We start from the raw sequence: 19,425 nt of genomic DNA, 5'->3' as shown, positions 1-19,425 counted from the left end.
TGCGACTACAGGTCGATCTCGCCGGCGTCGAGTTCCGATTCGACCTCGCGGGCCGCGGTCACCATGTTCTCCATCTTCTGGTAGGCGACCTCGCGGGGCAGCAGTTTCACGCCGCAGTCCGGAGAGACGGTGAGTCGCTCCGGCGGGACGACCTCGAAGCCCTTCAGGATGTTCTCTTTGATTTCCTCGACGGTCTCGACCTCCGTCGTGTGGACGTCGACGACGCCCAACGCGAGGTCCTTTTCGAACGCCGGTTCCGTGAAGACGTCGAGCTGTTCGTAGTCGCCGTTGGCGAGTTCGAGGTCGTACTCCTCGACCGGCATCTCGAGGATCTCGGGGTAGATCCGCGAGTAGTCGCCATAACAGACGTGGAGACCGAGTCGGACGTCATCGGGGACGCCGTCGGCGATGTGCTCGAGACACTCGCCGACGATGGCGTGGTCGTCGGGCGTGGTCGCAAGCGCCGGTTCGTCTATCTGGATGTAGCGCGCACCGGCGGCGACGAGGGCCTCTATCTCCTCGTTGACCAGGTCGGCGAGCTCGTAGGCGAGTTCGGCCTCGCTGTCGTAGGCCTCGTTGAACGACCACGAGGCGAGGGTGTAAGGGCCGGTGATCGGAACCTTCACGGGGCGGTCCGCGACGCCGGCCGTGAACTCGAACTCGTCGACGAGCCACGGCTCGGTGTAGGCGACCTCGTCGGCGACCGACGGCTTGTCGAAGTAGTTGTGTCCCCAGACCTTGACGGGACCGTTGAACTCGTAGCCCTCGATGCGGTCGGCGAAGTATTCGACCATCTCGTTTCGGCGCATCTCGCCGTCTGCAACGGCATCGAGGCCGGCGCGGACGTGTTCTTCGGTGATGAGACGGGCGGCGTCGTCCATCGCCTCCGCCAGGTCGTCGTCGTCGAACGCGCGGGCGTCGTCTTCGGCGAGATCCTTCGCGCGGTTGAGCCACGTGGGTTTGGGGTAGGAGCCGACGACGGTCGTCAAGAGGAAGTGCTCGGTCGGGTGGTCGTCGGGGCGGAACTGCTCGCGGGTACCGGCTGGATCGGGGCTCATCGGGACACCTCCGCGGGGGCGGCGGCGAGCGCATCCAGTTTCGCCTCGGCTTTGTTCGTGGGCAGGTAGAACAGTTCGGTGTTCGAGGTCGCGTAGATGCGCTCGAACGCCTCGTTCGGCACCTGGTCTCCGATCCACTCGATCCGTTCGGCGATCGCCTCGGGTTCTTCGACGAGCGTGTTCTGCCCGTCGACGACGCCGAGAGCGACGTCGTCCTTCGTGCCGTACTCCTGGATGTTGTAGACGCTGCCCTCGTGATCGGTAACGAAGTCGAACCCGATCGCGTCGATCTCCGCGTCCATCAGGTGCGCGTAGGGCTTTTCTGGGATCGAACCCCAGTAGGTGTGGACGACGACGTCGGCGTCGACGGCGGCGGCAACGGTGTCTATCGCCTCGCTGGCTCGTTCGTCCTCGCCGTCCTCGGGAGCGTCAGTGACGAGCGACGGCTCGAGCAGAAACAGCGTCTCGACAGGCGGGAACTCGGCTGCCTCGGCGGCCAGAAAGTCGGCGACAGCGTCGAGAAACGCCGCATCGTCGCCGTAGTGCTCGTCGGTCGCAAGTTCCGACAGCGAGTACGGGCCGGGGAGGACGGCCTGGCTCACGTCCGGGGCGGCGTCGAGTTCGGCGGCCACGTCGCCGTCGGCGGTCAGGTCACCGCGGACGACCGGCTCCCGATAGAAGTTGTTGTTGTCGTAATAGCGAACGATCCCTCGCGTCTCGACGTTGTCGTGGACACAGAGAGGGTGTGCGAGCATGTCGTCCCACCGGAGTTGGCCCTCGACGATCCGGTCGAGGCCAGCCTCGCGCTGTCGGTCGGTGACCTCCGCGCGGGCACGGTCGTACGCCTCGACGATCGCCTCCGATTCGTCACCGGCGATCAGATCGTCCTTTTGATGTCCCTTGAGATCGGAGAGCTCCTCTTTCGCCCAGTCGGGCAGCGGATACAGTCCGGGTGTCGTCGCGATCACGTCCGTCATTGCTCGTGGCTACGAGATGATGGCGTTTAATATTTCCTACTCAGCTATTCATGTGGGTAATTTCGAGGACGACGAGACGTTCGAACGGGAACGACGCATCGCCGGCTTCAGCCGTTCGAAGTCCGGTGCCCTCGGCGAGTTCGACGACCGCGTCGATGTCGGTCAGAGAGGAGACGAGGAGATACGCTCGTCCATCGGGACGGAGGACGCGACCGAGGTCCGCGAGAAACGGCCGAACGACCCGCCTGCCGTCCTCGCCGCCGGAGAGCGCGTGTTCGAGGGGGTCGTCCCACTCCTCGTCGGGCGGCGTCGGGAGGTATGGCGGATTGAATACCACGGTATCGAAGCTATCCGCGGCGAACGGACGTGTCAGGTTCGAGCGGACGGTTTCGATCCCCTCCGATCGCGCCCTCCGGCACGCCTCCGGGTTGATATCGCAGCCGACGACCGTGGCGGACGTCTCGGCGTCGATACGGCTCGCGACGTAGCCCGAACCGACGCCGACCTCCAGTACCCGTCCGCCGCCGATTCGATCGAGCGCCACCGTCGCGAGGAGCCGGGAGTCCTCGGCGGGTTCGTAGACGGTCGCCATCCCGCGCCGTTCGGCGAGTTTCATTCGACCGCGCCCCCGTTCGCGGGCGGGTCGGTATCGTGGATGCCACGCCGATACCACGGCGGTCGGGGCGAAACCGACATCCTCGCGATCACCCGCTCTCGGCCATCGCCGCCAGCCGGGCAAGCCGTGCGAACTCGCTCGGGGGGAGTTTGCCGGCTCGTTTTCCCATCAGATCCTCCCCGGCCGCCTCGATCAGCGCCTCCGGGTCGTCGATCCCGGAGATGTGGGTGGTGTTCCGGATCGCGTTGCGCATCGTCTTTCGACGCTGGGTGAACACCCCGCGTACGAGCGCCATGAACGACTCGCCGTCGGGTACCTCGTAGTCCGGCTCACGGGGAGTGATCCGAACGACTGCACTCTCGACGGCGGGCGGCGGCGAAAACGCCTCTTTCGGTACCGTCTCGACAACCTCGACGTCGGCGTAGTGGCCGGCGGTGACCGACAGCCGGCCGTACGCCTCGGTGTTCGGTTCCGCAGCCATCCGCTCGGCGAACTCCTTTTGAAACATCAACACGAGCGGTCGGCCCTCCGGAAGCAGCCGGAACGCGATCTCCGAGGAGACGCCGTACGGGAGATTCGACACCGACGCGCTAAAGGGCGGCAAGTCGACATCGAGTGCGTCACCCTCCAGGACACGCAACCGATCCTCGGCGACCGCGTCGGCGAACTCCTCGCGCAGAAACGACGCCAACGCCGGATCGCGTTCGACGACGGTCACGCGATCCGCGACCGGAAGCAACCGGGCCGTGAGGCCGCCGGTCCCGCCGCCGATCTCCAGGACGTGGCTCGTGTCGGTGCCGTCGGGGAGGCGCCCCGGAAGCCGATCGAGTACCCGGTCGTCGACCAGAAAGTGTTGGTCGCGCTCCGGGTCGCCCCGCAGGCCGGCGCGGGCGATGAGCGCATCAGGGTCGCGCATATCCGTTCGGTAACCTCCGGTTGCGTATATCCTTCGCGCTTTTGGCCGACGATGGCTGATATGGACTGTCGCCGTCGGTCTCCGGCGGTCGATCGCGGTGAGACGCTCGTGGACGTACGGCCGACAGGACGTACGGCTGACTGTATGCACAGCTGACAGGACGTACGGCTGACGGGACGTACGGCTACTCGTCCTCGCGGCGGGCGAAGAGCCGGTATTTGAGATCCTCCTCGCGCAGTTCTTCGGTGATCCGCTCGGCGAGGACTCCTTTCGGATCGTACAGTCCCGAGACCCGTTCTTCGATGTCCTCGTAGCTCTCGAAGGGTTTCTGTTTTCGAGCATCGAGGACGTTGTTCCGGAGTTTCTTGCCGATCCCCGGTAGCAGGTTCAACACGTGTAGCCGGGTCGTGATCGGCTGGGCATCGTTGTAAAACTCGACGAACCGGTCCTCGTTCGCGTCGAGTATCTCGTCGATCGCGTACTCCAGTTCGGACTCGCCGGTGCTCGAGAGGTCCTCGTAGGGGATCGTCCGGAGCTGTTTGACGTTTTCGCCGAGGGGCTCGATCCGTATCCGGTCGCCGATGTTGACGCCGGCATCGTCGGTCAAAGCCGCTTCGACGAGCCGGAAATCCGTCTCGCCGACGGCGAACGCGACCGGTGAACGCTCGTATTGGGGCCGGTCGTCGTTCGGCCGCCCCCTCGGAAGAAAGTCTACCACGACCGCAGTTCGCGATCCGGCGTCGTCCCCGTCATCACTCATACTACCGCGTACGGGGAGACGATATTTAAATCACGGGCAGATCAAGCGTACTTCACGACGACGTCCAACACGTCGTCGAGTTCCTCGCCCGAGAGGCTATAGCGACCCTGTGCGAAGACGGTCCGGAGTTCGTCGCGGTCCTCGGGCAACAGGTCGGCGATCTTGTACGCGGTCGACTCGTCGACTTTTTCCAGTTCGAGGAGCTCTTCGACCAGCTGGCGGGCCTCGTCGGCTTCGAGCGTCGAAAATCGGTTGACGTGCTCTATGGCCCGGGCGAGTTCGTATCGCATCTCCCGGTCCTCGTCGAGCGCGCGTTCGGATTCGACGTCGGCGAGTAACTCTTTGGCTTCGGGGGTCGTGAGGTACGCCTCGTCGGTGACCTTTTTGAATATCGTCATGCCTGCTGTCGTCGAAGGTGGGCGGGGGCGGAGATGAGCGTCTTCGTGACGCTACCGTCGTTGATCTCCACTTTGAACGCGCGGCCCTGCTCGCCGACGACCGTCCCGGTCCGGCCGTTGAATCGGGGGTGGAACTGTCCCTTCGGAACGGAGGGATCCAGTTTGAGGTGTACTTTTTCGCCTTCGTCGAACTGCTCGACCGAGCGCTGGGGCGGCGATGCCCCGCGATCGCGGGCGTCGTTCTTGAGCTTGTTGCGGGTTCCTTCCCGTGGACCGTTTGAACTGGGCATTCTTATACCGGTGTAAACAGGTCCGACACATAAAACGTGCGTTCCGGCGACGCCTTCGTTGTACTGCTGGCTGTCCCCAGTGCGGGCTATTCACGACTCCGGGGTACGAAATACGTTCGCGACGGACGGCCGGCAGGATTAGATGCGGCCGACTTCGTCGACGCCGACGCTCTCGACGCCGTCGACGCCGGAGAAGGCGTCCTCGATGGTCTCGGTGCCGCCCGCTTCGTCGGGGATGATGACGGTCGGGAACAGCGCGATCAGCCCGAACGCGACGTCCTCGCGGTCGACACGGCTGATCTTCGCGCCCTCCGGAAGGGCGTTTTCGAGTCGCTCCTGGAGGTCGTCGAGATCGATCTCTGGGCTCTGCGGCATGACCTTCATTTTGGCTGCGACTTTTCCCATTGTTATGGACCCGTGAACCCACACTCGGGGCACTCATAGAGGTTGCTCTGTTTGCGGCACTTCGCACAGCGATAGATCAGCGTTCCACACTCCGGGCAGTCGAACTTCGCCGCGTCCGTCCCGGAGATGTTGATCCCGCAGGAAATACAGGTGTGTTCCCTGCGTTCCTCGCTTTTGCTACTCATACGTTCGTGTCCGTCGGCGTGCCATTTAACCCTTATCAAGACACCGCCAGTGTCGGCCTCTCGAACGGTGTCGGCGCTGGCCGCCCCCAGCCCTCAACGACACCACCCCGACCGACAGAAAGCCGCTCCAGGCCGACGGTATCGACGCCGTCCGACAGCACATGACCGGTGGTGATTTCCGGTTTCGTGGCGTACGCCGAGCATGGATACGGTTCGGGAGACGGCCCGAGAACTCCGAGCCGAGGCGGCCGCCGCGAACGAGCGTCGGCTGTTGGTGTTACACGGTGATCGGGCTCTCTGTTACGATGGGGCCGAGACCGCCGTCGACGCGTTCGGCTCCGATCGGCGTGTCGCGAGCATCTCGGCACACCCCGTCGTCGGCGAATACGTCGAGACCGAGCGAACGGGGACGTTGCTCGGGACCACGTACGACTGTATCGTTCTCGACTGTCACGACACCTGCCGGCCGAACACGGTCGGGCGGGCGACCGGTGCCGTCGACGGTGGCGGCCTTCTCGTCGTATTACTCCCTCGGCCCTCCGAGTGGCTCCGGGCCGGTGGACGGTTCGAGAAGTCGCTCGCGGCACCGCCGTGGTCGATCAGCGACGTCCGCACGCGGTTCAAACGCCGGTTCCTCGAAACCCTCCGTACGCATCGGGGGATCGCGATCGTCGACGTCGATGCCGGGAGGCGAACGAAACACGGGCGTACCGACCCGCCACCCTGCCGCCCACCGGGTCGGGGCTCTTTTGAGACCGCCCACGTGTTCCCCGAGGCAGTCTACGAGGCGTGTCTGAGCGCCGACCAGCGCGCCGCGGTCTCCGACTGCGAACGGCTATACGAGCCCGGAACGGCGGTCGTTCTCGAAGCCGACCGCGGCCGCGGGAAATCGAGTGCCGCGGGACTCGCCGCCGCCGCCCTCGCCGCCGACGGCTCGACCGTGGTCGTCACGGCTCCGAGCTATCGGAACGCGGCGGAACTCTTCGAGCGCGCGGCCGAGCTGCTCGAGACGCTCGGCGTGTTATCCGAGGACGGTCGTGACGGCCGCGAAACGCCGTTTCTCCGGGCTTTCGACGCCGAGATACGGTTCGAGTCGCCGGCCGAGGCGGTCGAATCGTCGGCCGACGTACTGTTCGTCGACGAGGCCGCAGCGCTCCCAGTCCGACGGCTCGAGGAGCTTCTGTCGGTGGCCCCGGCGACCTGTCTGTCGACGACGGTCCGTGGATACGAGGGTGCCGGACGGGGATTCGACGTCCGGTTTCGGGACGCCCTCGAAGCGGCCCGCGACGTCACCGAACGGGTACTCTCGGAGCCGATCCGCTATGCCGCGGCGGACCCGATCGAGGTGTGGCTGTTCAACGCGCTGTTGTTGGATGCGACCCCACCGCCCGGGCAACTCCTCGAGGGGACGTCCTCGACGGAGGCGACCTACGAGCGGCTCGACCGGGACGACCTCGCCGACAACGAGGCGTTGCTCCGGGAGGTGTTCGGGCTACTCGTTTCGGCACACTACCGGACCCAGCCCGACGACCTCGCCCGACTACTGGACGCACCGAACGTCGCACTGCGTGCGCTCACCGTCGACGGGTACCCGGTCTCGGTCGCGATGTTGGCCGCCGAGGGCGGCCTCGACGAGGGGACGCGACGCCTCGCCTACGAGGGGGACCGCATCCGCGGCAACCTGATTCCGGACCTGTTGACGAGCCAGCTCCGGGATCCCGAGGCCGGAATCCCTACCGGCCTCCGCGTGGTACGCATCGCGACCCACCGCGACGCTCGATCAGGGGGGTTCGGATCACGGCTTCTCGCCGACGTCGAAGCCGAATACAGCAGCCCGGATTCCGGCGACGACCGGTTCGGTGACGTCGATTATCTGGGCGTAAGCTACGGTGTAACGCCACAGCTGCTCTCGTTTTGGACGGCTAACGGCTACCGGACGGTCCACCTCTCGGGGACGCGAAACGAGGCGAGCGGCGAACGGTCGGCGGTGATGTTGCGACCCGTCTCCGAGGCCGGACGCGAACTCGCGGACAGACACGTAGAGTGGTTCCGGCGACGGCTCCCGGACGTCCTCTCGGGCGCTCTCCGATCGTTGGACCCCGACGTCGTCCGTGGGGCGCTCGCATCCATCGACGGCGGAACACCGCCCGAGTTGAGCGACTTCGAGTGGCGTATCGTCGCGAGCGCCGCCGACGGCCCCGGACGGTACGACACCGCACCCGGCCCGTTCCGGCTGCTCGCGTTCCGGGCACTCGTCGACGGCGCGGTCTCCGATCCGGACCACGAGCGCCTCCTCGTGCGGAAGGTCCTACAGGAGACCCCCTGGGCGGCGGCCGCCGACGCGCTCGGCTACGACTCCGAGCGGGAGTGCAAGCGCGCGCTCGGTGACGTCTACGGACCACTGGTCGATCGGTATGGCTCCGAGCTCGCACGCGAGGAGACGGACCGGTTCCGTGACGGATGACCGTCCTTCCGGCTCCACCGTCGTCCGTGATTTGGCTCCGAGGGTGGCCGTTCGTGGTAGTCACAACCCGCTGGGGCGCTCATACTGTCGGACGTAACTACTTGAATCGAAAATCTCTGAGCGTCGTGTTACAGTACGGTTTCGTCTATCTAAACGATTCAGGTATTCACGAAATTACGTCCGACAGTATCAGAAGCGATCGGTACGCCCCGGATCGACGTCGATCGCATCGACCGGACAGACGTCCACACAGAGCATACAGTCGATACACTGCTCTTCGTGGGTCGGGTTGGCCTTGATTTCGCTCTCGGGGTGGCCGGGGGTGTCGACCCATTCGAAGACGTCGACGGGACAGTCCTCGAGACACGCCCCGTCGGACAGACAGATATCGAAATCGACGGCGACGTGGACGCCACGGATACCGAGTTGCTCCGGAGGCTCCGTCGGCCCCCAGACGTCGACACCGTGCTCTCGACCCTCCAGTTCACGGTTCTCCTCGAAGTTCGGATCGATGGCCATTGATACGTATCCGGATGTGGGCCGAGGCGTTAAACGTTCGCCGTTCGCTCATACGGGCTCGCCGTTCGCTCATACGGACTGTTGGGGTCCGGGAACGGTCACCGTCCGCACCGTTCCGGCGGTGACCGCTCCATCGGTATACTGACTTCCGGATTTGCCCCGCTGGCAACTACCGCATATCAGGGGTGAGCGAAGTATGCGACCGTCTCCTCGTCCTCGTGTCGGTCGATCCGAGCGAAGCCGATCCGCTCGAACTGGACGACGTCGTCGGAGCCGTATCCGCCGATACCGGGCTCGACGTGGCCGCTCTCGTCGCCGTCCATCGTTCGGAGTCTGAGCGGGACGTTCTCCTCGGCGGGGACCCAGTGGACGACGTCCACGTCCTCCTCGCGGACGACGTCGATTCCATCGCCGGTGAACTCGAATACACCGTCGGTATAACGGACCGGCCCGTACCCCTTCAGCCAGACCCGCTGTCCCTCGGGCGGCACGTCATCGGGTTCGACGAGTACGCCGTCACCGACGGGGATCTCACGGACGCCCCGCGCTTCGTGGTCCGGGTGGACCGGCGGCGCTGCGCTGTCGGGACCGCCGTCGAGCGTCTTTTCGACCCCGTCACGGACGAAAAACAGCCGGTCGGCTTCGTCGTCGATCAACTCGCGGTTCTCCGCGTAGACCGACGACATCGCGAGATCGACGTTCGACGTCGACGTTCCGAGCCCGACCATCGCGTTGACGATGGCTTCGCCACGGATCCCCCGACGCTGGAGGCTCGCGACCGTCGGTGCACGCGGGTCGTCCCAGCCGTCGAGTTCGCCATTCGCTATGAGTTCCTTGATCGTCGACGTCGACAGTTCGACGTCGTAGGCATCGATCTGGACGTGGCCCCAGTGGAGTACCTCGGGGTACTCCCAGCCGAAGTAGTCGTAGACGAATCCCTGTCGCTTGGCGGAATCCTGGAGGTCGATCCCGCGGACGATGTGGGTGATCTCGAATTCGTGGTCGTCGATGCCGGACTGGAAATCCAACATCGGCCAGCAACGGTACTCCTCGGCCTCGCTGCGTGGATGCGGTGTATCCACCATGCGGAACGCGACCCAATCGCGCAGTGCGGGGTTTTTGTGCTCGATGTCGGTCCGGACGCGGAGCACCATCTCGCCGGCGGCGTACTCGCCGTCTATCATCGCCTTGAACTCCGAACGCGTCGTCTCAGCGTCCTTCTCACGGTGTGGACACGGCCGTCCGTCGTTTTTCAGTGCCGAAAACGAGGCCGCATCGCAGCTGCAGGTGTAGGCACCGCCCTCGTCTATGAGCGTTCGGGCGTGTTCGTAGTACGTCTCGACACGATCGGAGGCCTTGACCACCTCGTCGGGATCGAACCCGAGATATCCGATCGACGACAAGATCTCGCCGTACGCGTTGGGATCCGGACGTTTCGTCTCCGGATCGGTGTCGTCGAACCGACACAGCATCCAGCCGTCGTACATCTGTTTGTACGTACCGATGACCGCGGGCATCCGGGCGCTCCCGAGGTGCCAGGGACCGTTCGGGTTCGGGGCTAATCGCATTCGAACGTCCTCGTAGGCGTCGACGTTGGGGAGGTCCGGAAGCGGCTGGTCGTCTTCTTCGTCCTCGGCATCTAACTCCTCGAGCCGCATCGGGGCTAGACGTTCGAGCCGCTCGCGTTTCTCCGCGGCGGAGCGTTCGTTTACGCTGTCAATGACGGGAGCGATAATCCCCGGAATCTCATCCCCATATGGCCTGAATTCGGGGTTTTCGCCCATTATCGGCCCCATGATCGCGCCGACCTGTGCGTCGCTGTCGTGTTTGAGCGCGTTGAACAACGCGGCCGTCTCGGCCTCGCGCTCGATGCGTTCGCGAAGGTCTTGTTCCATCGGCCACGACTACTGGGGGGACTACCAAAACCTCGCGGATTCGTCCGTCGCTACCGGAAAGGGCAAACAGGCGGATCCGGCTGACGACCCGACAGCGGTGACCCACGCGACCGCTGACCCCTGCTGTCGGCTTCGTATTAGCCCACGTGGGGGTCTGTCCCCGGTATCGTATATAAACAGTGGGGCCGGCCATCGGCCGGCGATCCGCGGTCAATAGGCCCGCTCGACCAGATAGTGTGCGATCTCTTCGAGCAGGTCGTGGGGTTCGTTTTCGGGTAACACGTCGAGTCGTCGTTTTCCGCTCTCGACGAGTTCCTCGGCCAACTCCCTGGCGAAGTCGATGCTCCCGGTGGCCCGAAGCTGTTCGAGCGCCGCTTCGATCTCGGCGTCGCTCGGGTTCTCGGGAACGAGGTCCTCGACGTCGAGGCCCTGGTTCCGGGCGTGGAGCGTGATCACGGTCCGTTTCCCCTCGATCAGGTCGGACCCGCGCCGCTTTCCGAGTTCCTCGCTCGGTGTCGTCAGATCCAGGAGGTCGTCCTGTATCTGGAAGGCACGCCCGATATCGAGGCCATACCCGTGGAGGGCATCGACCGTCTCCTCGTCGCTCCCGAGCAGAATAGCCGGCGTCGCCGCCGCGGCCGCGTACAGGACTGCGGTTTTATATTCAATCATTTCGAGGTACTCCTCGGTCGTCACGTCCGTTCGGCACTCGAAATCGACGTCCAGCGCCTGTCCCTCACAGATCTCAGTACAGGTGGTCGCCAGCTCCTCTAGTGCCTGAACGCTCTTATCGGCTGGCGCGCCGGTATCGAGCATGTATTCGAACGCCTTCGAATAGAGCGTGTCCCCGGCCAAGATCGCGGTTTCGAGGTCGTACTCCCGGTGGACGGCCGGCACGCCGCGACGGAGGTTGTCGTCGTCCATGATGTCGTCGTGAATCAAAGTGAACGACTGAATGACCTCGATCGAGACGGCCGCCGAAAGTACGTCTATTCGTTCCCCGTTCAACGTCGGAAACGCCCGATAGTCGTCCGCGGGGGACGCCGTCTCCGAGATCGATTCCGCGATCAAGAGGAAGATCGTCGGCCGGAGACGCTTGCCGCCCGCATCGAGCAGATACCGAGACGCCGAATAAAGCCGTTCTGGGCGCTGTATCGGCAGCTGCTCGGTGATCGCGTCGTTGACGATGGCTCTCCGGTCGGCGATAGCCGATTCCACGCGTTCTGAGGTCGTCATTCCGTGAGCTGGATGGTGTTCCCGTTCTGCGTGATGTGGAGGTCCTCTCCGACGTTGTAGCCCTGGCCTCGGGCCAAGTCGACGTACGGTGAGAAGCCCTTCATGTCTTGGTGTGCCGGGATGAGGTTCTCGGGTTGGAGGGCGTCGAGCATCTGGTAGTGGCCCTCGGTACGGAGGTGCCCGGAGACGTGGATATCGTCATAGATGCGAGCGCCCTGCATCCCGAGGAGCTTTTCAGCCTGATAGCGCTGGCCCTCGTTCGTCGGCTCGGGGATCACGCGGGCCGAAAAGACGACCTTGTCGCCGTCATCGAGTTCGTACGGCGTCTCGCCGCGGGCCATCCGGGTCAACATCGCACGGGGCTCGCCCTGGTGGCCGGTGACGACCGGCAGGTATTTTTCTTTTCCTTCGTTCATGATCCGTTTGAACGTCCGGTCGACGGATTTCCGGTGGCCGTACATCCCCAGATCGCCGGGGAAGTCGATGAAGTCGAGACGCTCTGCGGTCCCGGAGTATTTTTCCATCGAGCGGCCCAAAAGGACGGGCTGGCGTCCGATGTCCTCGGCGAACTCGACGAGTGATTTGACGCGGGCGATGTGACTCGAGAACGTGGTGGCGACGATCCCGCCGTCGTAGTCCTCCAGGGAGTACAACACGTCCTTTAGCTGTTCTCGCGCGACCGACTCGGAGGGGGTCTTGCCCTTTTTGCCGGCGTTCGTACAGTCCTCGATGTAACAGAGTACGCCCTCGCGGCCGATCTCGCGGAACCGTTCCATGTCGATCGGGTCGCCGATGACCGGGTTGTGGTCGACACGTTTGTCGAGACCGTAGACGACGGCACCTTCGGGGGTGTGGAGGACGGGGTTGATCGCGTCGATGACCGAGTGCGTCACGTTGACGAACTCGAGTTCGCAGTCCTCGCCGATGGCCATCGTCTCTCCGGGATCCATCTCGATCAAGTCGTTTTGGACGCCGAATTTCTCCTCGCTTTGGATCTCCTGTTTGACGAGTTCGAGCGTGAACGGCGTCGCCACGATCGGTGCGTCGTATCTGTGTGCCAGTTTGGAGATCGCCCCGATGTGATCGAGGTGACCGTGCGTCGGCACGATGGCCTGTACGTCGCCCTCGATATCGGACATGACGCGGTCGTCCGGGATCGCGCCCATGTCGATAAGATCGAGACTGTGCATTCGTTCGGTTTCGACGTTGTCGTGGATGAGAACCTTCGAGAGGTTCAGTCCCATGTCGAAAATAACGACGTCTTCTCCGGCCCGAACGGCCGTCATCTGTCGTCCGACTTCCTCGTAGCCGCCAATGGTTGCGATTTCGACTTCCATAGTTTACCTCCGAGAGGACGCTCGCCGGCCGGAGGGCTGGGCGACCGGCCATATACACGGCCGTCTATGACGGACGCGACACCGACGGATCGGTGCGCCGGCGGTCGGAACCGACGAGGCGTTCGATCGGTCGCATCCGATCGCATGGCCTCGAACAGCCGTCTCCCGCCCGCAACTGCCGGCCGCCCGTCCGAGTCCGGGGCGACCGTCGCTCGGTTACAGGAGGCTTCGTTCTCGGGGGTTAAAAAATAGTGGGTTGAGCGTCACGAGAGCGTTACTCGATCTCGGTCCCCGGCGTGCCGCCGGCGGCGAACGCATCCAGCCCGTCGATATCGAAGACGTACGCCGGCGCGTCGAGCGACAGCAGTTCGCGAACCTTTCCGGCCATCCCGCCGGTGACGTCCGTCGTATCGCTCGCCCCGACCGCGTCGACGACGTCCTCGAACGATTCGATCCGGCCGATGACGTCCCCCTCGGCGTCGTACACACCGGGGACGGACGAGCAGACACCGACGCGGTCGGCACCGAGTGCGCCCGCCAACGCGACGACGAGTTCGTCGCCCGAGACGATCGTGGCTCCAGTGCCGTCGTGTATCACCGTATCGCCGTGTAACACCGGAACGAACCCCGCATCGAGCATCGCCGCGACCGGATCCGTCCCCAGCCGCAGGGTCCCCTCCGCGGTCCGTACTGCCGCCGAAAACGGGTGGACGGGAACGGCCGGGACGCCCGCTTCGGCCAAGCTATCGACCACCGCCCCGTTGAGCCGTTTCATCGCGCCGTGGATCGAACGGATCGCGGCGTCCTCGTTCGTCCCCTCGGTGTTCGAGACGCCGTGTTCGGCCGCGTGGTGGTGGCCGAAGCTCCCGCCGCCGTGGACGACGACGAGCCGACCGGTGATCGTCGCGACCGACTCGGCCGCCCGACGGAGCGATGCCGGGTCGACCGTTTCCGGGCGGTCTTTCTCCGTGACGACGCTCCCGCCGAGTTTCAGTACCGTCGTCGTCGCTCGGTTCGCCGTCATCACTCGGGTCGGACCCCTTCACCGTCGAGTTCCGCCCGAAAGGCGTCCTCACATCCCGGCGTGTACTCCAGGGCCGTGTGGGTCTGTTCGGTCCGGTCGAGCGCGACGATACAGCCACCGCCGCCGGCACCGGTGAGCTTCGCGCCGAGCGCGCCGGCTTCGCGGGCCGCCCACACCATCGTATCGAGCGAGCGTGAGGAGACGCCGACCGCCGACAGGAGACCGTGGTTGAAGTCCATCAGCCGGCCGAGCTCCTCTATGTCTCCATCGCGCAGGGCTAGTTCGCCCGTCCGGACCAGATCGCCGATCGATCCGATGGTGTCGGCGGCGAACCCGTAGGTGTCTTTGAGCTTTCTAACGCCGGCGACGAGTTCCCCGGTATCCCCGGTGTTGCCGTCGTAGCCCACGACGAACGGCAGCGTCGGGACGTCCTCGATCCGCCGGCAGTCGTCGCCTCGGACGCGGACCGCCCCACCCATCGCCGAACAGAACGTGTCCGCCCGCGAGGCTTGACCGTCCTGGACGTCGTGCTCCACCTGATACGCCCGGTCGGCGAGGGACTCGGAGGACAGTTCGACGCCGAGTTCGCGCGTCGCCGCGTCGATCCCCGCGACGACGACGGCCGCCGAGGAGCCGAGGCCCGCCCCGAGCGGAATGTCGCTTTCGACCGTCACGTCGAAGCCGGCCGCCGGTTCCCCGGCCGCATCGAGGGCCTGCTCGATCGCCCCGTCGATGTAGCCCGTTGCCGCCTCCACGAGCGGCCTCGGCACGTCGACGTCCGGCCGCGTGCCTGTCTCACCGCCCCACGTGACGGCAAATCCATCGAGCGTGAGGTCGTTTGCCTGCACGCGGACCCGTTCGTCATCGCGTCGTTCGGCGGTTACTCGTGCCCGTCGCTCGATGGCACACGGAACGGCGGGTTCGCCATAGACGACGGCATGCTCGCCGAAGAGATACACCTTCCCCGGTGCGCTCGATGTGGTCATACCGGTGGATCGTGGGGGGCGGATAAAAAGGATATCCGAACGCGCCCGGGATCGGCCGTTCGATCGCCGTTCACTCCATGTCCGTGTCGCCGTTCACTCCATATCCATGTCGTCCATTCCGCCGTCACCCTCGACGTAGTCCTCCCGGTAGAACGTCGCGAGGTCTTCGTCGAACTCGTCGAATGTGATGATGTCCTCGTCGCCGTACACGTCGAACTCCTCGACGAACGCCTCGGCATCGGATCGGTCCGCGAACGGCGTCGGGTTCCGCATCATGACGTCGTCGACGTGGTCGGGATCGGTCACGCGGACGAAGTACGCGTCCGAGGCGGGGAGCAACTCGCCGGTCTCGAATCCGGTCACCCAGGCGGTCTGGAGCGTCGAATCCGGCCCGCCGAACCGGTCGGTGTAGGCCACGTACGCGGCCAGACAGCCGGACGTATCGAAGAACGCCCGGTCCCCGTTCTCGTGGGCGAGTTGGGCGTTCCACGCCGGGTACTCCGCCGGCATCATGTTGCAGACGGGACACTCGGCGTCCTCGGGGAACTCGACCGGATCGCCGAGGCTCGCTTCGGCGTCGTCGGCGCTGCCTTCGATGAGGTCCTCCCGGTAGAACGTCGCGAGGTCTTCGTCGAACTCGTCGAAGGTGATGATGTCCTCGTCGCCATACGCGTCGAACTCCTCGACGAACGCCTCGGCGCCGGACCGACCCGCGAACGGCGTCGGGTTCCGCATCATGATATCGTCGACGTGATCGGGATCGGCCACGCGGACGAAGTACGCGTCCGACGTACGGAGAAGATCGCCGGTCTCGAAGCCGGTCACCCAGGCGGTGTGGAGCGGGGAGTCCGGCCCGCCGAATCGATCGGTGTAGGCCACGTAGGCGGCCAGACAGCCGGACGAACAGAAGAACGCCCGGTCCTCGTTCTCGTGGGCGAGTTGGGCGTTCCATTCCGGATGCTCCGCCGGCATCATGTTACAGACGGGACACTCGGCGTCCTCGGGGAACTCGACCGGATCGCCGAGGCTCGCTTCGGCGTCATCTGCGGGGGTTTCGGTTCCCTCTCCGTCCCCCGCTGGGGTTTCGGTTCCTTCCCCGTCCGTCCCGTCTTCGGTGCCGTCGCCGTTTCCGGTACAGCCCGCAAGTCCTGCGAGGAGTCCGGCACCAGTCACGGAAAGCACGTCTCGACGCGTCGACACTGAGAGGTCTCGCTTACGCATGCGCGAAAAAACGGCCGGGATCACATTAGGATATATGGTGTGTTCATATAACGAACCACGTGCCGTCATCACGTTCTACACGGTACTCCGTTTCATGTTGGAGTTTCTCACGACAGCAACGCACAAGCCGCTGGCGCGCATACATCGCGCCGTGTCGATAGAACTGCGCCGTCACGTCAACGCGCTCGTCTCCGATTTCACCGCGGAGTACGGCGAGGTCGACCTCGTCAGCCGTCGCGTCGAGTGCGATCCGGGCGAGTACGACGCGCTCGTCGATTCGTTCGAATCGTTCGGCGTCGTCGGCGGGGCCGGAATCAGGATCCTCCGGGATCAAAGGGTCCTGTTGGCCCGGTATGAGAACGTCGACGGCTGGATCGAACCCGGCGCCGGCCGGCTGCCGGGTGAGTCCTACCCCGCGTGTGCAAAACGTGGCCTCCGTGAGGTGACCGACGCCGAGGCGAGCATCGATGGCCTCGCACAGATCCAGGTCGTGTATCTCGACGACTGGACCGAACGGCGGCCGATACCGAACCCGTATGTCGCCTTCCGGGGATCGGTCGCCGACGGAGCCGCGACGTCCGGCGGGACGACGACCGCGACGCTTCGGTGGGCCGCCGAGTCCCCGGACGAACTGGCCTACGAGGAGCTCTCGGAGCTGGCGCTCGGTTCGGGAGAACAGCGGATTTGATACCGGACGCCGCGGTCTCGGCTCGAAAACGCGCCGGATACCGCTTCGCTCCGAAAAGAGACTCCCGCTACGGTTCCGTCTCGAAGTCCTCGAGCGCGTACGCCGGCTCCGCGCCGCGGCGATCGAGCGTCTCGTTGGCGAGCAGCCAGTAGACCACGCTGAGGGCTTTCCGGCCTTTGTTGTTCGTCGGCACCACGAGGTCGACGTTCGACGTCGTGTTGTTCGAGTCACACATCGCGATAACTGGAATACCGACCGTGATCGCCTCCTTGACCGCCTGGGAGTCGCCGATCGGGTCGGTGACGACGACGACGTCGGGTTCGATGTAGCCGTCGTAATCCGGGTTGGTCAACGTGCCGGGAATGAACCGGCCCGTACGGGCCCGTGCGCCGACCGCGTCGGCGAACTTCTCGGCCGGGAACCGACCGTACTGTCGCGAGGACGCGATCAGGATCTGTTCGGGGTTGTAGTTCGCGAGGAACGACGCGGCCGTCCGGATACGTGTGTCGGTCTGGGAGACGTCGAGCACGTACAGCCCGTCGGTTCGGACCCGGTGGATGAACCGGTTCATCGACTTCGTCTTCTGTTGGGTCCCGATGTGGACACCAGCCGCGAGGTAGTCCTCGACCGGGATGAGGAGGTCGGCCTCGTCGTCCGGCATGACGTCCTCGTCGAGCGCCGGCTCGTCGTCGGTGTCCGTCCCGGCGGAATCGTCGTCGGTATCGTCGGTTTCGGCCGGCTCGTCCGCCTCGTCGGCGGCGGCGGCGGGCGGTTCGTCCGTCGTAGAGCCGGCCTCGTCGTCGATTTCACCCTCGAGCTCGTCTTCGAGCTCGTCGAGTTCCTCGTCGAGTTCGGTGGCTTCGACTCCCTCTTCGTTGTCGCTCATGCGTTTGCCTCGATTCTAATGAGTTCGTTCAGCTTTGCGGTTCGCTCGCCGCCGACGGCTCCCGTCTTGATGAATGGGGCGTCGGTCGCGACAGCGAGGTGTGCGATGGTCGTATCCTCGGTCTCGCCGCTTCGATGTGAGACGACCGGATCGTACCCGTTTCGGAGGGCCAACTCGATCGCATCGAAGGTGTCCGAGAGCGTCCCGATCTGGTTCGGTTTGATCAGGATGCTGTTGGCCGCGTCCATCTCGATACCGCGCTCCAAGCGGTCCGTGTTGGTCACGAACAGGTCGTCGCCACAGACGAGCGTCCGGCTCCCGGCCCGTTCGGTCAACTCGGCGAAGCCCTCGTAGTCGTCCTCGTCGAGGGGATCTTCGACGTAGACCAGATCGTACTCGTCGATCAGGCCGGCGATGTAATCGATCTGCTCGTCCGGGGTCCGAGACTCGTCACCGTAGTGGTAGACGCCGTCCTCGTAGAGTTCCGCGCCCGCCACGTCGAGGCCGAACCCGATCTCGAAGCCGACGTCGTCGGCGACCGATTCGACGGCCGCGTCGACGATCTCGAAGGCCGTTTCGTCGTCTACCGACGGTGCCCACGCGCCCTCGTCGCCCTTCGCGGCCGGGATACCCCGTTCCGCGAGGATGTCGCCGACCTCGCCGTGGACCGCCGCGTTCGCAAAGACCGCGTCGGCCACCGACGGGGCCCCGACGGGTGCCGCGAGGAACTCCTGGATGTGGGTCGCATCGGCCGCGTGTTCGCCGCCGCCGATGACGTTCCCGAGCGGGGTCGGGACGTCCCGGCCGCGGAACGCGCCGCCGAGATGCTGATACAACGGTGCGCCGAGGACGTCGGCTGCGGCCTTCGCCGCCGCCATCGAGATCGCGACGGCGCTGTTTGCGCCGATCTCCGAGAAGTCCTCGGTCCCGTCAGCCGCACGGAGTGCGCTGTCGACGCCGCGCTGGTCGCCGGCGTAGATCTGTCCCTCGATGCGTGGCACCGCGATCTCGCGCGCTGTCGCGATCGATTCGGAGGCGGGACGTTCGACCGCCTCGTACTCGCCGGTCGACGCACCGGAGGGCGCTGCCCCGCGACCGAACCCGCCGCTTTCCGTTCTGAGCTCCGCTTCGACGGTCGGGTTGCCACGGCTATCGAGGATCCGGCGGAGCCGGATCTCCGTGATGAGCGTCATTGTCTCCCCCGCCGAACCGTGAACGGGAGCGCGTCCGCGTCGTACTCCTCCGCGGCGACGAGGATCGGTTCGGTCTGGTCGGTATCGATGAGTACCGGCGCGCCGTATGACACCTGCAGGGCACGGGCCCCGAGGATACGTGCCTTCTCGTATCGGTTCGTTCCCCTCATTGGTATGGTGAGACGATATCGACGAGGTCCTTGTGTGAGACGAGCATTCGTCGACAGCACGCCCGTTCGACGCCGAGTTCGTCGAGCACTTCGGCCGGGTCCTCATCGCCCTCCCGGGCGCGTTGTTTGAATTCCTCCCAGTGTTCGCCGACGACGCTACCACACGTGAAACACCGTACCGGTACCATCATGTCCTCATCA

General features: G+C 65.0%; 22 protein-coding genes. 2 read left to right on the top strand and 20 right to left on the bottom strand.

Annotated features, from left to right (window positions below; genetic code table 11):
• Positions 1 to 5 precede the first annotated feature (5 nt).
• The 9 genes from HZR14_RS05215 to HZR14_RS05175 all read right to left on the bottom strand — a co-directional run bounded on the left by HZR14_RS05215 (position 6) and on the right by HZR14_RS05175 (position 5,605).
• Positions 6 to 1,058, bottom strand: a complete 1,053-nt coding sequence (locus HZR14_RS05215) for a methionine synthase (RefSeq protein WP_181691812.1) — start codon at positions 1,056 to 1,058, stop codon at positions 6 to 8.
• Entirely contained in the window at positions 1,055 to 2,035 is a 981-nt protein-coding gene (locus HZR14_RS05210; RefSeq protein WP_181691811.1) for a 5-methyltetrahydropteroyltriglutamate--homocysteine methyltransferase, read from the bottom strand. Before HZR14_RS05210 ends, HZR14_RS05215 begins: the two co-directional genes overlap by 4 nt.
• A gap of 40 nt (positions 2,036 to 2,075) precedes the next feature.
• Positions 2,076 to 2,651 carry a HemK2/MTQ2 family protein methyltransferase gene (locus tag HZR14_RS05205; protein ID WP_181691810.1) on the bottom strand — a complete coding sequence of 192 codons (576 nt, stop codon included), beginning with the start codon at positions 2,649 to 2,651 and terminating at the stop codon, positions 2,076 to 2,078.
• An 88-nt stretch (positions 2,652 to 2,739) separates the two neighbouring features.
• Positions 2,740 to 3,567: a 16S ribosomal RNA methyltransferase A gene (locus tag HZR14_RS05200; RefSeq protein ID WP_181691809.1), complete on the bottom strand. Its 828-nt coding sequence runs from the start codon at positions 3,565 to 3,567 to the stop codon at positions 2,740 to 2,742.
• A 184-nt stretch (positions 3,568 to 3,751) separates the two neighbouring features.
• Positions 3,752 to 4,327, bottom strand: coding sequence for a DUF655 domain-containing protein (locus HZR14_RS05195; protein ID WP_181691808.1), 576 nt, complete (start codon positions 4,325 to 4,327; stop codon positions 3,752 to 3,754).
• 41 nt (positions 4,328 to 4,368) lie between these two features.
• Entirely contained in the window at positions 4,369 to 4,725 is a 357-nt protein-coding gene (locus HZR14_RS05190; protein ID WP_181691807.1) for an RNA polymerase Rpb4 family protein, read from the bottom strand.
• A complete protein-coding gene (locus tag HZR14_RS05185) occupies positions 4,722 to 5,015 on the bottom strand; it encodes a 50S ribosomal protein L21e (protein WP_181691806.1) in 294 nt (97 codons plus the stop codon). The genes HZR14_RS05190 and HZR14_RS05185 overlap by 4 nt, the downstream gene beginning before the upstream one ends.
• Positions 5,016 to 5,153: 138 nt before the next feature.
• A complete protein-coding gene (locus tag HZR14_RS05180; protein WP_181691805.1) occupies positions 5,154 to 5,420 on the bottom strand; it encodes an elongation factor 1-beta in 267 nt (88 codons plus the stop codon).
• 2 nt (positions 5,421 to 5,422) lie between these two features.
• On the bottom strand, positions 5,423 to 5,605 hold the full coding sequence (locus tag HZR14_RS05175) for an HVO_2753 family zinc finger protein (protein WP_181691804.1): 183 nt from the start codon (positions 5,603 to 5,605) through the stop codon (positions 5,423 to 5,425).
• Positions 5,606 to 5,807: 202 nt separating this feature from the next.
• On the opposite strand from HZR14_RS05175, the gene tmcA reads away from it, so the two are divergent.
• Positions 5,808 to 8,069: a tRNA(Met) cytidine acetyltransferase TmcA gene (tmcA, locus tag HZR14_RS05170; RefSeq protein ID WP_181691803.1), complete on the top strand. Its 2,262-nt coding sequence runs from the start codon at positions 5,808 to 5,810 to the stop codon at positions 8,067 to 8,069.
• Positions 8,070 to 8,258: 189 nt separating this feature from the next.
• On the opposite strand, the gene HZR14_RS05165 is transcribed toward tmcA, so the two are convergent.
• The 7 genes from HZR14_RS05165 to HZR14_RS14160 all read right to left on the bottom strand — a co-directional run bounded on the left by HZR14_RS05165 (position 8,259) and on the right by HZR14_RS14160 (position 16,266).
• Positions 8,259 to 8,588 carry a 4Fe-4S dicluster domain-containing protein gene (locus HZR14_RS05165; RefSeq protein WP_181691802.1) on the bottom strand — a complete coding sequence of 110 codons (330 nt, stop codon included), beginning with the start codon at positions 8,586 to 8,588 and terminating at the stop codon, positions 8,259 to 8,261.
• 179 nt (positions 8,589 to 8,767) lie between these two features.
• Positions 8,768 to 10,483: a glutamate--tRNA ligase gene (locus tag HZR14_RS05160; protein WP_181691801.1), complete on the bottom strand. Its 1,716-nt coding sequence runs from the start codon at positions 10,481 to 10,483 to the stop codon at positions 8,768 to 8,770.
• Between the two features lie 210 nt (positions 10,484 to 10,693).
• Entirely contained in the window at positions 10,694 to 11,719 is a 1,026-nt protein-coding gene (gene idsA3 / locus HZR14_RS05155) for a geranylfarnesyl diphosphate synthase (protein ID WP_181691800.1), read from the bottom strand.
• The gene (locus tag HZR14_RS05150) at positions 11,716 to 13,056 is read right to left on the bottom strand and encodes a ribonuclease J (RefSeq protein WP_181691799.1); all 1,341 of its coding nucleotides are present in this window, start codon (positions 13,054 to 13,056) and stop codon (positions 11,716 to 11,718) included. The genes idsA3 and HZR14_RS05150 overlap by 4 nt, the downstream gene beginning before the upstream one ends.
• 274 nt (positions 13,057 to 13,330) lie before the next feature.
• Positions 13,331 to 14,080 (bottom strand): isopentenyl phosphate kinase, encoded by a 750-nt coding sequence (locus HZR14_RS05145; protein WP_181691798.1) that lies wholly within the window; start codon positions 14,078 to 14,080, stop codon positions 13,331 to 13,333.
• Positions 14,080 to 15,066 (bottom strand): mevalonate kinase, encoded by a 987-nt coding sequence (gene mvk / locus HZR14_RS05140; RefSeq protein WP_181691797.1) that lies wholly within the window; start codon positions 15,064 to 15,066, stop codon positions 14,080 to 14,082. Before mvk ends, HZR14_RS05145 begins: the two co-directional genes overlap by 1 nt.
• 93 nt (positions 15,067 to 15,159) lie before the next feature.
• On the bottom strand, positions 15,160 to 16,266 hold the full coding sequence (locus HZR14_RS14160) for a nitrous oxide reductase accessory protein NosL (RefSeq protein WP_220132451.1): 1,107 nt from the start codon (positions 16,264 to 16,266) through the stop codon (positions 15,160 to 15,162).
• 172 nt (positions 16,267 to 16,438) lie between these two features.
• Between HZR14_RS14160 and HZR14_RS05125 the strand changes: the two genes are divergently transcribed.
• On the top strand, positions 16,439 to 16,975 hold the full coding sequence (locus tag HZR14_RS05125) for an NUDIX hydrolase (RefSeq protein WP_181691796.1): 537 nt from the start codon (positions 16,439 to 16,441) through the stop codon (positions 16,973 to 16,975).
• 67 nt (positions 16,976 to 17,042) lie between these two features.
• On the opposite strand, the gene rpsB is transcribed toward HZR14_RS05125, so the two are convergent.
• The 4 genes from rpsB to HZR14_RS05105 are packed head-to-tail and all read right to left on the bottom strand — an operon-like array spanning position 17,043 to position 19,415.
• On the bottom strand, positions 17,043 to 17,861 hold the full coding sequence (rpsB, locus tag HZR14_RS05120) for a 30S ribosomal protein S2 (RefSeq protein WP_181691795.1): 819 nt from the start codon (positions 17,859 to 17,861) through the stop codon (positions 17,043 to 17,045).
• Entirely contained in the window at positions 17,858 to 19,054 is a 1,197-nt protein-coding gene (gene eno / locus HZR14_RS05115) for a phosphopyruvate hydratase (RefSeq protein ID WP_181691794.1), read from the bottom strand. The genes rpsB and eno overlap by 4 nt, the downstream gene beginning before the upstream one ends.
• Positions 19,051 to 19,224 (bottom strand): DNA-directed RNA polymerase subunit K, encoded by a 174-nt coding sequence (locus tag HZR14_RS05110; RefSeq protein WP_181691793.1) that lies wholly within the window; start codon positions 19,222 to 19,224, stop codon positions 19,051 to 19,053. The genes eno and HZR14_RS05110 overlap by 4 nt, the downstream gene beginning before the upstream one ends.
• Complete coding sequence (locus HZR14_RS05105; RefSeq protein WP_181691792.1) at positions 19,221 to 19,415, bottom strand: DNA-directed RNA polymerase subunit N; 195 nt, start codon at positions 19,413 to 19,415, stop codon at positions 19,221 to 19,223. The genes HZR14_RS05110 and HZR14_RS05105 overlap by 4 nt, the downstream gene beginning before the upstream one ends.
• Positions 19,416 to 19,425 lie beyond the last annotated feature (10 nt).

Origin of the sequence: Natronomonas salinimetallica (assembly GCF_013839515.1) — an archaeon.
GTDB lineage: Archaea > Halobacteriota > Halobacteria > Halobacteriales > Haloarculaceae > Natronomonas.
This window is presented reverse-complemented; position numbering and strand designations above follow the sequence as displayed.